Annotated in this window: 13 protein-coding genes; 7 read left to right on the top strand and 6 right to left on the bottom strand. The window is 47.6% G+C overall.

Annotation, left to right across the window (positions count from 1 at the left end; genetic code table 11):
• Window positions 1–57 precede the first annotated feature (57 nt).
• The 3 genes from AC6CIF_RS07015 to nirB are packed head-to-tail and all read right to left on the bottom strand — an operon-like array spanning window position 58 to window position 3,704.
• Window positions 58–840: a formate/nitrite transporter family protein gene (locus AC6CIF_RS07015; protein WP_498198675.1), complete on the bottom strand. Its 783-nt coding sequence runs from the start codon at window positions 838–840 to the stop codon at window positions 58–60.
• Window positions 841–889: 49 nt separating this feature from the next.
• Window positions 890–1,216: a nitrite reductase small subunit NirD gene (nirD, locus tag AC6CIF_RS07010; RefSeq protein WP_076214275.1), complete on the bottom strand. Its 327-nt coding sequence runs from the start codon at window positions 1,214–1,216 to the stop codon at window positions 890–892.
• 58 nt (window positions 1,217–1,274) lie between these two features.
• Window positions 1,275–3,704: a nitrite reductase large subunit NirB gene (nirB, locus tag AC6CIF_RS07005; RefSeq protein WP_405130490.1), complete on the bottom strand. Its 2,430-nt coding sequence runs from the start codon at window positions 3,702–3,704 to the stop codon at window positions 1,275–1,277.
• 275 nt (window positions 3,705–3,979) lie between these two features.
• Here nirB and AC6CIF_RS07000 point away from each other — a divergent pair, with 275 nt between their 5' ends.
• Entirely contained in the window at window positions 3,980–4,687 is a 708-nt protein-coding gene (locus tag AC6CIF_RS07000) for a metal-dependent hydrolase (RefSeq protein WP_498198673.1), read from the top strand.
• A gap of 87 nt (window positions 4,688–4,774) precedes the next feature.
• Here the strand turns inward: AC6CIF_RS07000 and AC6CIF_RS06995 are convergent, their stop codons facing one another.
• The 3 genes from AC6CIF_RS06995 to AC6CIF_RS06985 form a co-directional block, all read right to left on the bottom strand.
• Window positions 4,775–4,894, bottom strand: coding sequence for a twin-arginine translocase TatA/TatE family subunit (locus tag AC6CIF_RS06995; RefSeq protein ID WP_483874440.1), 120 nt, complete (start codon window positions 4,892–4,894; stop codon window positions 4,775–4,777).
• Window positions 4,895–4,917: 23 nt separating this feature from the next.
• Window positions 4,918–5,238 (bottom strand): hypothetical protein, encoded by a 321-nt coding sequence (locus tag AC6CIF_RS06990; RefSeq protein ID WP_076214284.1) that lies wholly within the window; start codon window positions 5,236–5,238, stop codon window positions 4,918–4,920.
• Window positions 5,239–5,400: 162 nt separating this feature from the next.
• Window positions 5,401–6,474 (bottom strand): M42 family metallopeptidase, encoded by a 1,074-nt coding sequence (locus AC6CIF_RS06985; RefSeq protein ID WP_076214286.1) that lies wholly within the window; start codon window positions 6,472–6,474, stop codon window positions 5,401–5,403.
• Window positions 6,475–7,053: 579 nt separating this feature from the next.
• Between AC6CIF_RS06985 and spoVAC the strand changes: the two genes are divergently transcribed.
• The 6 genes from spoVAC to AC6CIF_RS06955 all read left to right on the top strand — a co-directional run bounded on the left by spoVAC (window position 7,054) and on the right by AC6CIF_RS06955 (window position 13,551).
• The gene (gene spoVAC / locus AC6CIF_RS06980) at window positions 7,054–7,557 is read left to right on the top strand and encodes a stage V sporulation protein AC (protein WP_445253694.1); all 504 of its coding nucleotides are present in this window, start codon (window positions 7,054–7,056) and stop codon (window positions 7,555–7,557) included.
• Window positions 7,554–8,570, top strand: coding sequence for a stage V sporulation protein AD (gene spoVAD / locus AC6CIF_RS06975; protein ID WP_076214289.1), 1,017 nt, complete (start codon window positions 7,554–7,556; stop codon window positions 8,568–8,570). Before spoVAC ends, spoVAD begins: the two co-directional genes overlap by 4 nt.
• A gap of 5 nt (window positions 8,571–8,575) precedes the next feature.
• Complete coding sequence (gene spoVAE / locus AC6CIF_RS06970; RefSeq protein ID WP_498198670.1) at window positions 8,576–8,926, top strand: stage V sporulation protein AE; 351 nt, start codon at window positions 8,576–8,578, stop codon at window positions 8,924–8,926.
• A 207-nt stretch (window positions 8,927–9,133) separates the two neighbouring features.
• Window positions 9,134–10,090 (top strand): AAA family ATPase, encoded by a 957-nt coding sequence (locus AC6CIF_RS06965; protein ID WP_221821935.1) that lies wholly within the window; start codon window positions 9,134–9,136, stop codon window positions 10,088–10,090.
• 3 nt (window positions 10,091–10,093) lie between these two features.
• On the top strand, window positions 10,094–11,341 hold the full coding sequence (locus tag AC6CIF_RS06960; RefSeq protein ID WP_498198668.1) for a DUF58 domain-containing protein: 1,248 nt from the start codon (window positions 10,094–10,096) through the stop codon (window positions 11,339–11,341).
• Window positions 11,338–13,551, top strand: coding sequence for a DUF4129 domain-containing transglutaminase family protein (locus tag AC6CIF_RS06955; RefSeq protein ID WP_498198666.1), 2,214 nt, complete (start codon window positions 11,338–11,340; stop codon window positions 13,549–13,551). The genes AC6CIF_RS06960 and AC6CIF_RS06955 overlap by 4 nt, the downstream gene beginning before the upstream one ends.
• Window positions 13,552–13,605: the final 54 nt, after the last annotated feature.

The raw sequence follows: 13,605 nt of genomic DNA, 5'->3' as shown, positions 1-13,605 counted from the left end.
GCTTCATCTGTGCAAATGTTATGCTACCTAACGTAGATAAGTGCAATAGGTCAACTATTATGCCTTTTTTCGTACCGGTGAAGTGTACCAGTACGCCATGCCGACAAAGAGGGCACCACCGATGATATTACCAAGTGTCACCGGAATCATGTTGTGGAACCAGCCTGCCATCGTGATTGTATCCGGGTGGTTTGGCAGCAACCAGGATAAGGACAGCAAAGTCATATTGGCAACACTGTGCTCATACCCACTTGCAATAAAGGCGTACAGACACCACCAGATGAGAGCAATTTTGGCGATATCCTCTTTCGTGCGAGCAGCCATCCAGATCGCCAGACAGACGAGCCAGTTACAGAGAATGCCGCGGAAGAACAACTCCGATACGGGAGCAGCCATCTTTTTGGCAGAAGCGACAAATAAAAGATGTTCGGGCGCAGCCGTTTTGAACAGGCCGCTGCCTACAATGAGTAGACTTAATAGAATTGCGCCGAGCAGGTTACCAACAAAGACGAGCCCCCAGTTCTTCAGCGTTTCGTTCACTGTGGTCCGGCCTGCGAGCGTGCTCATGGTAAAGAACATATTGTTACCTGTAAACAGTTCCGATCCGGCAAAGATAACCAGCGTGAGCGCGAGTCCGAAGGACATGCCCATCAACATGGTTTGCAACGGTGACTGTGCCGCTAGGAGCGGAGCACCAATACTGAAGATCAGAACGATGCCAAGCCCTACATAGGCACCAGCCATCAAGGCAGCAACCATATATCGTGACAGGTTTGCGTTCATTTGATCCCGTTTTTTAACCGCAGCTTCAATAATTCCCTCAACACTTGGTGTATACATCACGGTTTCCCCCATTATTTTGCATCAATCTTTGAACGTTTCAATGGAGCTATATTTCAATCCAGACCTGGCCGTTCTCTACCTTCACCGGATACATCTGTACTTGACCGTTGTCCGGTGCTTGCACAAGACCGGTAGTCAGGTCGATTTTCCAATCATACAGCGGATCGTACAGATAATGCCCGGACACGATGCCTTCAGCCAGCGGCCCACCCTTAGGGTGGGGATTGTGATTATCCGCAGCAAAGATGGTTCCATCCGATGCACGAAAGACAGCAAGCTGTTGATCCTTAATTTCAACTACTCTTCCGATTCGTGGCAGGAATTCTTCAACTACTCCGGCAGGGAAGTAGGTGCCTGATTGTTTGGTCGTCATCTTAAACCACTCCTTATCTATATTTAACATTCCGGCAATATTAATCTTGCGAACTTACTTATGGACGAGCCGATACTTCGATACCATGGAACATTTTGCTTTGGCCTTCTTCATTGCGAATCGCTTTTTGCCAAGGTTCTTCAACATGCTCAAGTGCAAATTCAATCCGCTGCATCAACGCTTTACGTTCCTCAAGGTTATCCACAACCACCGAACGAATATGCTCCAGACCCATGCGTTCCACCCACTCGGACGTCCGTTCCAGATAGTTACCTGTCTCGCGATAATATTGCATGATGGCTCCGCACAGTTCAATCAACTCTTCATCTGTTTTTACTTTACATAAGGAATCAGCCAGGCGTGCTTTAATACCGCCGTTACCACCGATGAAGATTTCCCAGCCTCCGTCGTTACCAACGATACCGATATCTTTTGTACATGCTTCTGCACAGTTCCGTGGACAACCATTGACAGCATATTTAAACTTGGCTGGCAGATCCAGACGTTCGAATTTACGTTCGATGCGAGCGCCCATGGCCATGGAATCCTGTGTACCGAATCGGCAGAATTGGGAGCCGACACATGTTTTGACCGTACGCAGCGATTTGGCGTATGCATAACCTGAAGGCATATCCAGTTCAGCCCAGACTTTGGTCAAATCTTCTTTTTTAACACCAATCAAGTCGAGACGCTGACCGCCAGTCACTTTGACTGCTTTTACATCATATTTGACTGAAACGTCAGCGATACGTTTGAGGTCCGCTGGTGTAGTCACCCCGCCATACATCCGAGGTACAACCGTATACGTTCCATCTTTTTGAATATTCGCGTTCATCCGTTCGTTAACAAAACGGGATTCTTTCTCATCTTCGTGTGTATCTGGTGCAATCATGCCAAGGTAGTAGTTGATCGCCGGACGACATTTGGAACAACCTTCAGGTTGACTCCAACCCAGTACATTCATGACCTCTTTGGTCGTTTGTAATCCCTTTGCACGAATCTCGGCTACAATCTCATCCCGTCCCATGGAAGTACATCCGCATATTCCCTGTTTGGCTCCACTACTGAAACTGTCTCCAAGTACATATTGCAGAATCTGTTCAACCACCGGTTTACATCCACCGCAAGAGCGGGTTGCACCGGTACAGGCTTTGATTTCATCTACAGTAGTAAGGCCCTGGTTTGTGATGACATCAACAATGGTTCCTTTGGTTACCCCGTTACATCCACAGACGATCTCGTCCTCGGGCATCGTTTCAACAGAGGTTGCTTTCTTATGACCACCGCAGCCTGTACCCATGAGTGAACCATACAATTCTTCGGTCATTTCGGTCTGCTGTTTAATCAGCTTCTGCAATTCGGCAGAATCCGTAATGTCACCAAAGAGCACGGCGCCGACCATTTTATTATCACGAAGCAGAATTTTTTTGTAGGTCCGTTTCCAGTCATCTTTGTGCGAAATGACGGTGTGCTCCGGACTGTCGATGAATTCACCAGTTGAAAAGACGTCCACACCCGAAATTTTCAATTTCGTAGATACTACAGAACCTTCATAAGGAGCCGTTTCAACCCCGCAGATATGTTTCGCCAGAATCATACCTTGCTCGAACAATGGGGCAACGAGGCCGTAACATACCCCGCGGTGCTCTGTACATTCCCCGACCGAGTACACATTCTCAAGTGAAGTCTGCATATAGTCATCCACGACAATACCCCGGTTGACTTCCATACCGCTTTCGCGGGCTACAGCCGTATTGGGTTTAATGCCTACAGCCATGACCACAAAATCAACATTCAGAACTGTATCATCTGCAAAACGTATCCCTTCAACCCGTTCGCCGCCCAGCAGTTCGGAAGTCTGTGCACCCATTTTGAACCGGATACCCTGACGTTCGAGTTCCGCCTTCAACATGGCTGAAGCTTGCGGATCAAGCTGACGCTCCATCAGATCCTGCATCAAGTGTACTACGGTAACTTCCATACCAAGCTGTACCAACCCTTTGGCAGCTTCAAGGCCTAGCAGTCCGCCTCCGATAACGGCTGCTCGTTTATACTGCTTAGCAGCTTCCAGCATGACATTGCAATCGGCGATATCGCGGAAACCGACAACACCTTCTTTGTCATGTCCAGGTACGGGGAGAATAAAGGAGTTAGAGCCTGTCGCAATGATGATTTTGTCATAAGGGAAGCGAGTTCCATCCTCCGTCACAACCTCATGGGTATCCGAATCAATTCGGGTTACGGTTGTTCCTGTATGGAGGGTAATACCATAATCCTGATACCAGTGGAGATCATTCAGGACAATGTCATCCAGTGTTTTGCTTCCTTCCAATACATAGGACAACATAATGCGGTTGTAGTTAGGGTAGGGCTCTGTGCCAAAAACAGTAATATCAAATCGCGTAGTTAATTTCAAAATTTGTTCTACGGTACTGATTCCTGCCATTCCGTTACCTATGATAACAAGTTTCTCTTTTTTTCCGTTCATGTGTGTATGCCTCCTTGGATAGACGCTGTACATTATCAACAATTTTAGTGGTTTATATTTGAAATTATACAAGTAGTTGACGACAGTTTATGTGATTTAATTCACTAATAAAGATAAAAGAGTCATAAATATAATAGTGTGAGCCCCATCACAGAAAGTGATATTTATTTTCATACAAATAAGAAATGCGAACTATTGTTCTTATTTTGTTTTCGTTGTAAAATCGGAAATGGGCCGTATTGTTCCCGATTTCTTCGAAAGGACGTTTTTGCATCATGATGGGAAGATCCCACCTTATTATCGGGACAGGTGTGTCACTTTCTGTTCTGCAGTTGGCCGGTATGCCGGTGACAGCGCCGGCAGTTACGGTTGCTCTGATTGGTTCGTTATTGCCTGACATTGATGAGCCAAATTCACTGCTGGTATCCAGAGCCTTGCCTAACAGTCTGATCAGGCTGTTACAGACGATTCTGTTGCCCACAGCTGTATTTGTGTACTTCTATGTTCATGCCAAACCATGGAACCTGTTGCTTGCGATCCTCATTGCGCTTGTGTCATTCCTGCCTTCGCGTTCGCTTCGCAAAGTGTTGATGTTTGCGATTGGACTGGGGCTGGTCTTTTATGGTCACGCGTTCGCACCGTGGAACTTGATTGCAGGCAGTTTGTTAATGCTCTGCACCACACTGACTCATAGGGGACTGACACATACCCTGTACGGAACCGCAATATGGGCGGGCTTGTTGTACAGCACGACCCAGCAGCAGGGACCGGAGATCTGGGTAGCGGGAGGAACTGCATATGCGATGCATCTGTTGGCCGATTCACTAACCAATCGTGGTATTCGTCCGTTACCACCACTCAAGTGGCGCATACGGGTGAATCTGATGAGTACAGGGACCAAGCGTGGGGCCGTTGTAGAGAATGTCTGCATTGTGCTTACTCTTGTTTTGGCCTGGATTGCATTCTCACCGCTATTTCTATAGCCATCCAAAAACGCCAGCCCGCATATTGTGGGCTGGCGTTTACAGGTATGCACTTCATAATCAATAAATCGTAATAACCTAGCCAGTTCAGGATTGAGAAGGAGAATCAGTCAGGTCATCAATATCGGAAGAACCAAATACAAATAAAACAACAAGAATGACAATGATCAGTAGTTCAGCGAACCCAGTTCCGTCAAAGTCAGACATCACTTCAACCTCATTTCTTGGCGTTAAGAATTGATTCTTTGTTGGAAAGCCCGTATAACATCATTCAACGTCATGTCCCCACCAATCTCATCCAGGAATTGCACCAGTTTGTCTTGATTCGATGGTGTAATATTTTGTAACGTTTTATATTGTCCGACCAGTTCAACGACCAGTGTAGCTTCTCGAAACAACGTGACCGCATCCACTCTTAACTTCCCACTGACCAGTAATGCTGCAACGATAAGTTCCAGATTTCTTCCTTTAAGGTTGCCATTGAGAAGGGTGTTTGCGGCATTTGTTTTTTTGGAGCCTTTATTCGATTTTCCATTCCTTCTCACTGCCATAACAGGTCCCCCGCTGCTTGGTGTTTAATTCATCTTCCGTTATTGTATCTTATGTGTAATTCCCTATAATGTTCTGCCTATTAATCTACGTGTCTAACTGATATCGTTGTGAATATAAAAAAAAGAGACCTCCCGATATGTTAGGAGGTCTCTTGTCAGCTATTACGCGTTATTAATTATGGTATTCATCGTTGTCCGATCCAGACCTTTGACCAGCTTCACAATCAGTTCTTTGGCTGCATCGTAGTCATCCGTGTGAATGATGGAAGATGAGGTATGGATATAACGTGCGCAGATACCAATAACTGTTGATGGTACACCAATGCCACTCAGGTGAACTTGACCTGCATCGGTACCACCTGGTGAGATGAAATACTGCATTTTGATCTGATTGGATGAAGCCGTATCTTGAACATATTCCACCATTCCGCGATGGGTGAACATACCCGGGTCAAAAATACGAAGCAATGCGCCTTCTCCGATATGTCCAAATGACTGTTTGTCACCTGTCATATCATTCGCCGCGCTACAGTCAAGTGCAAAGAAGATATCGGGCTGAATCAGATTGGCCGCCGTACGTGCACCACGAAGCCCCAGTTCTTCCTGAACCGTTGCACCAGCATAGAGTGTGTTAGGCAGTTTTTCCTTGTGAAGCGCTTCAACCAGTTCAAGTGCAAGTCCTACGCCGTAACGATTATCCCACGCTTTAGCCATAATTTTCTTAGGATTGGCCATAGGTGTGAATTCACAGATCGGCACGATCTGCATACCTGGGTGGATGCCCCAAGATTCTGCTTCCGCACGGTTGTCCGCCCCAATGTCGAGATACATGGTGTTCAGATCCACAGGTTTGTTCCGCTGGGACTCGTCCAGCAAGTGTGTAGGTGTAGAACCAACCACTCCGGTAATCCGACGATCAGGTGTGATGATTTCCAATCGTTGGGACAATACAGCCTGACTCCACCATCCACCCAGTGGACGGAACTTGATCATGCCTGTTTCCGTAATGCCCGTAGTCATGAAACCTACTTCATCGAAGTGTCCGGCTACCATAACTTTGGGACCGGATTCCTCCCCGCGTAATACTCCAAATAGACTCCCCAGGCGATCCTGGACGAACTCATCGGTATAAGCGGAAAGCTTATCTTTCATCCAGCCGCGAAGCTCACGTTCAAAACCGGATGCGGAAGGGAATTCCGTCAAAGTACGAAACATATCCATCGTTTTTTCATTCATGTGTCAACAACTCCTCTGTTGGTATGTATTTCAGGTCACAGTAGAACGGCTACCCGCCTGTTGTTATTTAACCACTGGTCACATTACAGTATGAACCTTGCGCAAGTGATTGTCCATGTTTATGTCACGTATTTAAGGCATATTTTGGGCGCTTACCGTGTCCAAGTTTCATGACTCTATCCGCTTTAGTCTTAGTCCTGATGACACTTTAATGAATATGAATATATGGAGGAGATGTCATCATTTTGTGATGTTCTTTATGTTCGATATTTGTTTGTCTGTTTCAGGAAGGAGCTAAATATCCAATGAAGCCTCCAGAAGAGGGCACGGAAAAAGTACTGTTTATCGTTCTTTTTATCTTGCTCGTGATTGTTCTTCTTTATTTATAGAACGTATCTAAAAGTCTTCAGAACCGGCGTATTCGCATCCTGCTTCCACAACATGATCTTGTTGGAAACATATGCTGTCTGTCGCCGGATACATAACCTTCCGATTATTAACAAACAATGAATATAGGATTACACACATTGGCATTCAGCCGTAGCTTTGAACCATTTCACATAGAGGAGGTCTTGTATCTTGCCAGCTCAATCTGCATCCGGAAGCGAAAAAAAATCATCGTCCCTGTCCATGGATGAAAAAGAGTACAAAAAAGTCGCAAAAAAACATGAGCCGCCTCGTCCAATCCTGAAAAATTGCCTCAAAGCATTTCTGGTTGGGGGTACCGTCTGTTTGATTGGACAGGCCATTCAAGAGGCTTTTATGGCCGGTTTCGACATGACATCGAAGGAAGCTTCCAGTCCTACGGTGGCGGTCATGATTCTCATATCGGTTATTCTAACGTGCCTCGGGGTTTACGATAAAATGGCTCAATGGGCAGGAGCAGGAACTGCTGTGCCGGTTACCGGCTTTGCCAATTCCATGTGTTCTGCTGCACTGGAACATCGTGCTGAAGGACTGGTGCTCGGTGTAGGGGCCAACATGTTTAAACTTGCTGGTTCCGTTATCGTGTTTGGTGTCGTGGCAGCATTTCTCGTAGGGATCGTTTACGCCTTTTTGGGATTTGGAGGTGGGCACCTGTGAAACGATTGGGTCGCCAGACATGGCAGTTTGAGAATCGTCCGCGGATCATCGGTAAAGCCGCAGTTGTAGGACCAGAAGAAGGCGAGGGTCCACTGTCATCTGATTTCGATTATGTCTATGACAACCTCGAGATCGGCGAGAAAACGTGGGAAAAGGGAGAACGCAAACTGCTCGAACAGGCCTCTCAGCTGGCTTTGGTTAATGCAAATATCACCAAGGAAGAGCTTCAATTTTTTGTGGGTGGAGATCTGATGAATCAGATTATCAGCAGTTCCTTTTCAGCGCGAAAACTGGGTGTGCCTTACCTGGGTGTCTTTGGAGCCTGTTCTACTTCCATGGAAACGTTAGCGTTAGCGTCCATGATAGTTGACTCCGGAGCTGGAGATTATGTCCTTGCAGGAACGGTGAGCCACAACTGTACGGTGGAAAAACAATTTCGGTATCCGACGGAGTATGGCTCCCAAAAGCCGCCTTATGCGCAATATACCGTCACAGGATCAGGGTGTGGTGTGGTCTCCCGTACTGGTGATGGTCCCGTTGTTACCAAAGCCACGATTGGACGCATTATGGACTTGGGCATCAAAGATCCCTTTAACATGGGTTCAGCCATGGCGCCAGCAGCAGCCGACACCATCATCTCTCATTTCAGGGATACGGGATTGGAACCCGGCTATTATGATCTCATTGTGACCGGGGATCTGGCTTCCGTCGGTCTGCCAATTACAAAAGAGCTTTTGCAAAAAGAAGGCATTCCCATGGAACAGACGGTTTTTAATGACTGCGGCCTGATGATCTATGATCGGGAGAAACAGCCTTATGTTGTTGCCGGGGGAAGTGGCTGCGGATGTTCTGCCACCGTCACCTATGGTCACATTTTGAACCGGATGCAGAAGGGTGATCTTAAACGGGTGCTCGTCGTTGCTACGGGTGCGCTGTTATCTCCGATTTCCTACCAACAGGGTGAAAGTATTCCCTGTATTGCTCATGCCGTAGCCATAGAAAAGGAGGGATAAAGGTAATGCAGTTCTTGTGGGCATTTATTGTTGGCGGTTTAATCTGTGTTATCGGACAGCTTCTAATGGATGGGGTTAAACTGACGCCAGCTCATACCATGAGTACACTTGTTGTGACAGGTGCGCTTGCGGATGCAATTGGCGTGTATGACCCCCTTGTTAAATTTGCAGGTGCGGGTGCAACCATTCCCATCACAAGTTTCGGTAATTCCTTGGTGCACGGGGCATTGACGGAGCTGGAAAAAGAGGGTTGGCTGGGTGTGATTACAGGGATTTTCGATCTGACTGCGGCGGGAATATCGTCAGCGATCATCTTTTCTTTTCTCGCGGCATTGGTGGTTAAACCAAAAGGCTAACATAGAATGAGAAATCTACTTAACATATTGCGACTCAACAAAGGCTTGGGATAACTTCTATCCGGGCCTTTTTTGTCGTATTCATGCGAGAACTGCGGTGAATCTGACGGGCTGGAAACAAATTGTGAGTTCCTTCGAGTGTACTCGTGACTCTGGATCATGTACAATAAAAGGAAATCTGTATGCTTTTTTAGGAGGTTAGACCACATGCCTGTGCGCAAAGAGTCGATCCAAATCATATCCGCAGTTCGTTCAAATCTGGAATCCTGTATTATGGGGAAATCCTTTGAAATTCAACTTTTACTTACAGCTTTGCTTGCAGGTGGGCACGTTCTGATTGAAGACGTACCGGGAACTGGCAAAACGCAATTAATCAAGGCATTATCGAAATCCATGCGTGGTGAGTACCGACGCATTCAATGTAATCCTGATATTTTACCTAGTGATATTACGGGGGTATCTGTGTTTCATCCGAAGGATGAGCGGTTTTATTTCCGGCCAGGTCCTGTGATGACCAACATTTTGCTGGCTGATGAGATTAACCGGGCCACAACAAAAACCCAATCGGCTCTGCTCGAAGTGATGGAGGAGCGCAGCGTAACCGTTGATGGCGATACGTATGATCTGCCACATCCATTCATGCTCTGTGCAACTCAGAATCCGATTGATTTTGAAGGTACGTATACGTTGCCGGAAGCACAACTCGACCGGTTTATGTTGAAAATAAGTCTAGGTTATCCCGATAAGGAAATTGAGAAAATTCTATTGAAACAGCATCAACTCGGTCAGCCTGTAGATCGTCTTGAATCCGTGACTCATATGGACCAGATCTCGGCAATCCAGCAGGAGATTAAAGAGGTCTTTATCGGTGATCCGGTTATGGACTATCTGCTTGATGTTGTTCGCCAAACCCGCTCCCACCCATCTGTATTGCTGGGTGCCAGCCCACGGGCAGCCATATCGTTCATGATGGCCGTAAAAGCCTTTGCTTTCTTGCAGGAACGTGATTATGTGCTTCCGGATGATGTGAAAACGATGGCCCCTTATGTGATCTCTCATCGTATTGTGCTTCGTCCCGAATCGAGACTGGACAGTATGAGTTCCGAGGCCGTTTTGAAAGCCGTACTCCAGCAAGTACGCGTGCCCGTCTCCATGGGGCAATAGTTCATGAAGCCGCTTTTTAGAACAGTCAATAGAGGGTTACGCCACCCACGCGTATGGAGCATCGCAATGGTGTGGATGTGCTGTCTGGCTTATGTTTTGTTTCAGGGCGGGAAGACATCCCTTATGTTGCTGTCGATGGTGACCCTGCTCTGTGTGTACCTTGCCATAGCTGGACTTAGCGGGGTAAGACGTGCTCAAGGAGTTCGCAGGTTATCTTCTGGTCCAGACCACGAAGAATTGCTGCATGCGGGTGACCAGGTTCAAGTACAGCTGAGTCTGACGATTCCGGGATTCCTCCCGCTTCCCTATGTTGTTGTACGTGAAATGCTGCATCGGCATAACGGAGAATCGTGGTCGTTCAAGGAAAGTTTGATTCCCAATATGCGAGGTAATGGGGAGTTGTCATTCCAGACACCGCCACTGGAGCGGGGGAAGTATGTTTTTTCAGAAACGGAATGTGCCAGCGAGGACATATTTGGACTGATTGAACATCGAGGAAAGTTTAAGGCCAAAGGTGAGTTTCGTGTACTGCCAAGAACGGTATTTATTCCATATTGGCAGCTCTACGACCGTAAATCACGGTTATCCGGTCCTCAGACGGCGTTAACCCGTTCACGGAGAGAGACCACTCAGATCAATGGTGTACGTGACTACGTATACGGAGATCGACTTTCACGCATTCACTGGAATGCCACGGCAAAGACAGGGAACTGGAAGTCCAAGGAGTTTGAACATGAGTCTGTGCCCAAAACCATACTGGTTCTGGATGCGCTGGCATCAAGTTATGAACATGGGGATGCTTTCGAAATTGCCGTTTCCACAGCTGCCTCTCTGCTGGAGTATGGTGTCAGGGAACGAATGGGGATGGGTTTGTTGACATTGTCAGAACAGACATCCTTCATGGCCCCCAGTGAAAGTCTGATGGAACGACAGAAGATGATGCATCATTTGGTGGATATTCAATATAACGGTCAGGATACCCATCTGTTGCCCGGCGTGGAAAGAATCGCACGTCAACTGCCTCAGGGAGCCTACTTTGTCGTGATTTCTCCCCAGAAGGATGAAAAAATAATGGAACTGTTGCGCTGGGCCGATACGCGGGGCATGACGCCATGTCATATTCTGATTGATACCAGTGAATCCCGCCGGAGTGCGGAGTGGAATGCCATGTTGCGTGGAAGAGGCACGAGGTCATTCACTGTTTCTCACTTGCAGGAGCTTCCAACGGTGATGGGGGGAGGTTCTGTATGAGTACAAAAGGAAATGAAAGTATTGCAGGCAAGCGATCCTGGTACCATGCAGCGTCGTTGCTCTGGATTTTCCTGATTGGAATGCAGTGGATTTCATTTACGCAGGAATCGTGGTACACGGAGACAACTTCTCTGGTGTTATGGACACTTGCAGCGGTCAGTGTGCTGGAGGTCATTCTGCCTCTCAAAACGATGTATCGGGCGATCATCAAGGCGGTCGTAGTTGGTTACATTTTGCATAAAACGCTAATTGATTATACGGTGTACATCCCTTATGGCTCTTTAACGGACCGAGCGGAACAATTCATATTACACATGACGCCGTACATCTGGTTCTCCCTGTGTGCATGGGTGATGCTTGAAGCTGCGCTTCGACTCGTGACCACAACACGTCGCATTCTTGTTTTTCTGGGTGTAAACATCATTTCGATGGGGATTCTCGATTCTTTCACTCAGATTCCACTCTGGATTGAAATCGCGTGGGTGATGTTTGCGGGGATGGGATGGCTCGTATGTCAGCATTTCCGTAACTATCAGCTACAGTATCCACAAGGTTGGAAACGAATCATCCGTTATCCTTATAAAGTCCTGGCCAATATTGCCATTATTTTTTCTTTGATTATTGTAGCCAGCATCAATATGCCGGAGATTCCACCCACCTTGACGGACCCATACACAGCTTGGCGTAACTATACCGGAACTTCCACAAATCAGGCTGGTAATGGAAACCTTGATATTCCCGCGGCTACCGAATCGGGATACAGCAGGGAAGACAATCAGCTTGGTGGAGGATTCAACTTCGACTATACCCCTGTCATGTCAGTCACCACTAATGAGCGCAGTTACTGGCGCGGTGAGACACGTGCAGAGTATACAGGCACAGGCTGGGATGACCGTGGACGGGGTTCAACAGAGAATGTTGAAGCCGGACAGCCTCTGGAGAACCAGGAATCCGGTAATGTGAATACCAAACAAGTGACTCAGAACGTAACGATGCTGAATGATAATGTCTATCCGATTCTCTTTGGTGCTTATTCGATCTCCGAAGTGAGCTCGATTAATGGTGAGGACAGAACGGAACGGATGTTGTGGAATGCCGAACAGGCGGAACTGCACGTGGTGACAGATCGTCAGCAACCACAGTATCCCAAGACATATACTATCGTATCGGAAGCCCCTGTGATTGTGGAGGATGAGCTTCGTACAAAGTCTTTTGAAGATCTGTACAACAGTAATCCGGCAGACGATATGTACTTGCAGTTACCATCCCGTTTCCCTGACCGGGTGTCAGATCTGGCAGCTGAGATAACGGCATCTGCAAATACTCCGTATGAAAAAGTGGCATTACTGCAAAACTATTTACAAACTAATTTTGAATACACGAACAATCCGGATTTATCTCGAAAAGTAAGCAGCGACTTTGTGGAAGGTTTCCTGTTCGATATTATGGAAGGCTACTGTGACTACTTCTCCACTGCGCTGGTGATGATGGCGCGCTCGGAGGGCATTCCTGCAAGGTGGGTTAAAGGTTATGCGCCTGGACAACTGTCCCTGAACTCGGACATGCAGGCTCCACGTCAACCTGGCGCGGAGATTGAGACGACCTACACCGTTACCAATGCAGATGCACACTCCTGGGCAGAGGTTTACTTTGGTGAGTATGGCTGGATTCCTGTTGAAGCAACGCCGGGCTTTGATATGCCGCTGCTGACGGAACAGCCTGATGTACAACCTGTAGATGAGCCTGAAGAAGAGCCCGAAGAGGAGCCGGTACAAGAGGAAGAGCAGCCCCCTGCACCTGAGCAGACATCGTCTGCCATCCCGACTTTTGTCATCTGGGCTGCAGGAGCCATCATCGCATTGTGGATAGCATATATGTTCTGGCGTAATCGCTTCTCCTTGCGATTCCTCCTGCTTCGTCTGCGGACAGGTGGACCGCTCACCCCTGAACAGAAGGTAGTGGCAGAGACCGAGCGTTGGATTCAGTATGTGAAACGCAAAGGGTTGACCCGGAGCGGAGACGAGACACTTCGTGAATCGGTAGCCCGCTGGAGCCAGGCCAAACCTGCTGCAGAAGAAACATTGCATGAGCTTCTCACGAAGTTTGAACAGACTCGTTACAGCCCAGCGTCCGTAACTGCCGACGACTGGAAGGGCGTCTATCAGACCGCCTTGAAGCTGCGGAAGGAACTGAAAGCGGAACGGGCATAGTTGTTGCCCGTCCCGTTTTTCCTTTTTTCCTATGCCATCAGGCGCTGTATGCAT

The sequence above is a fragment of the Paenibacillus sp. GQ49 genome (assembly GCF_059759055.1).
This window is presented reverse-complemented; position numbering and strand designations above follow the sequence as displayed.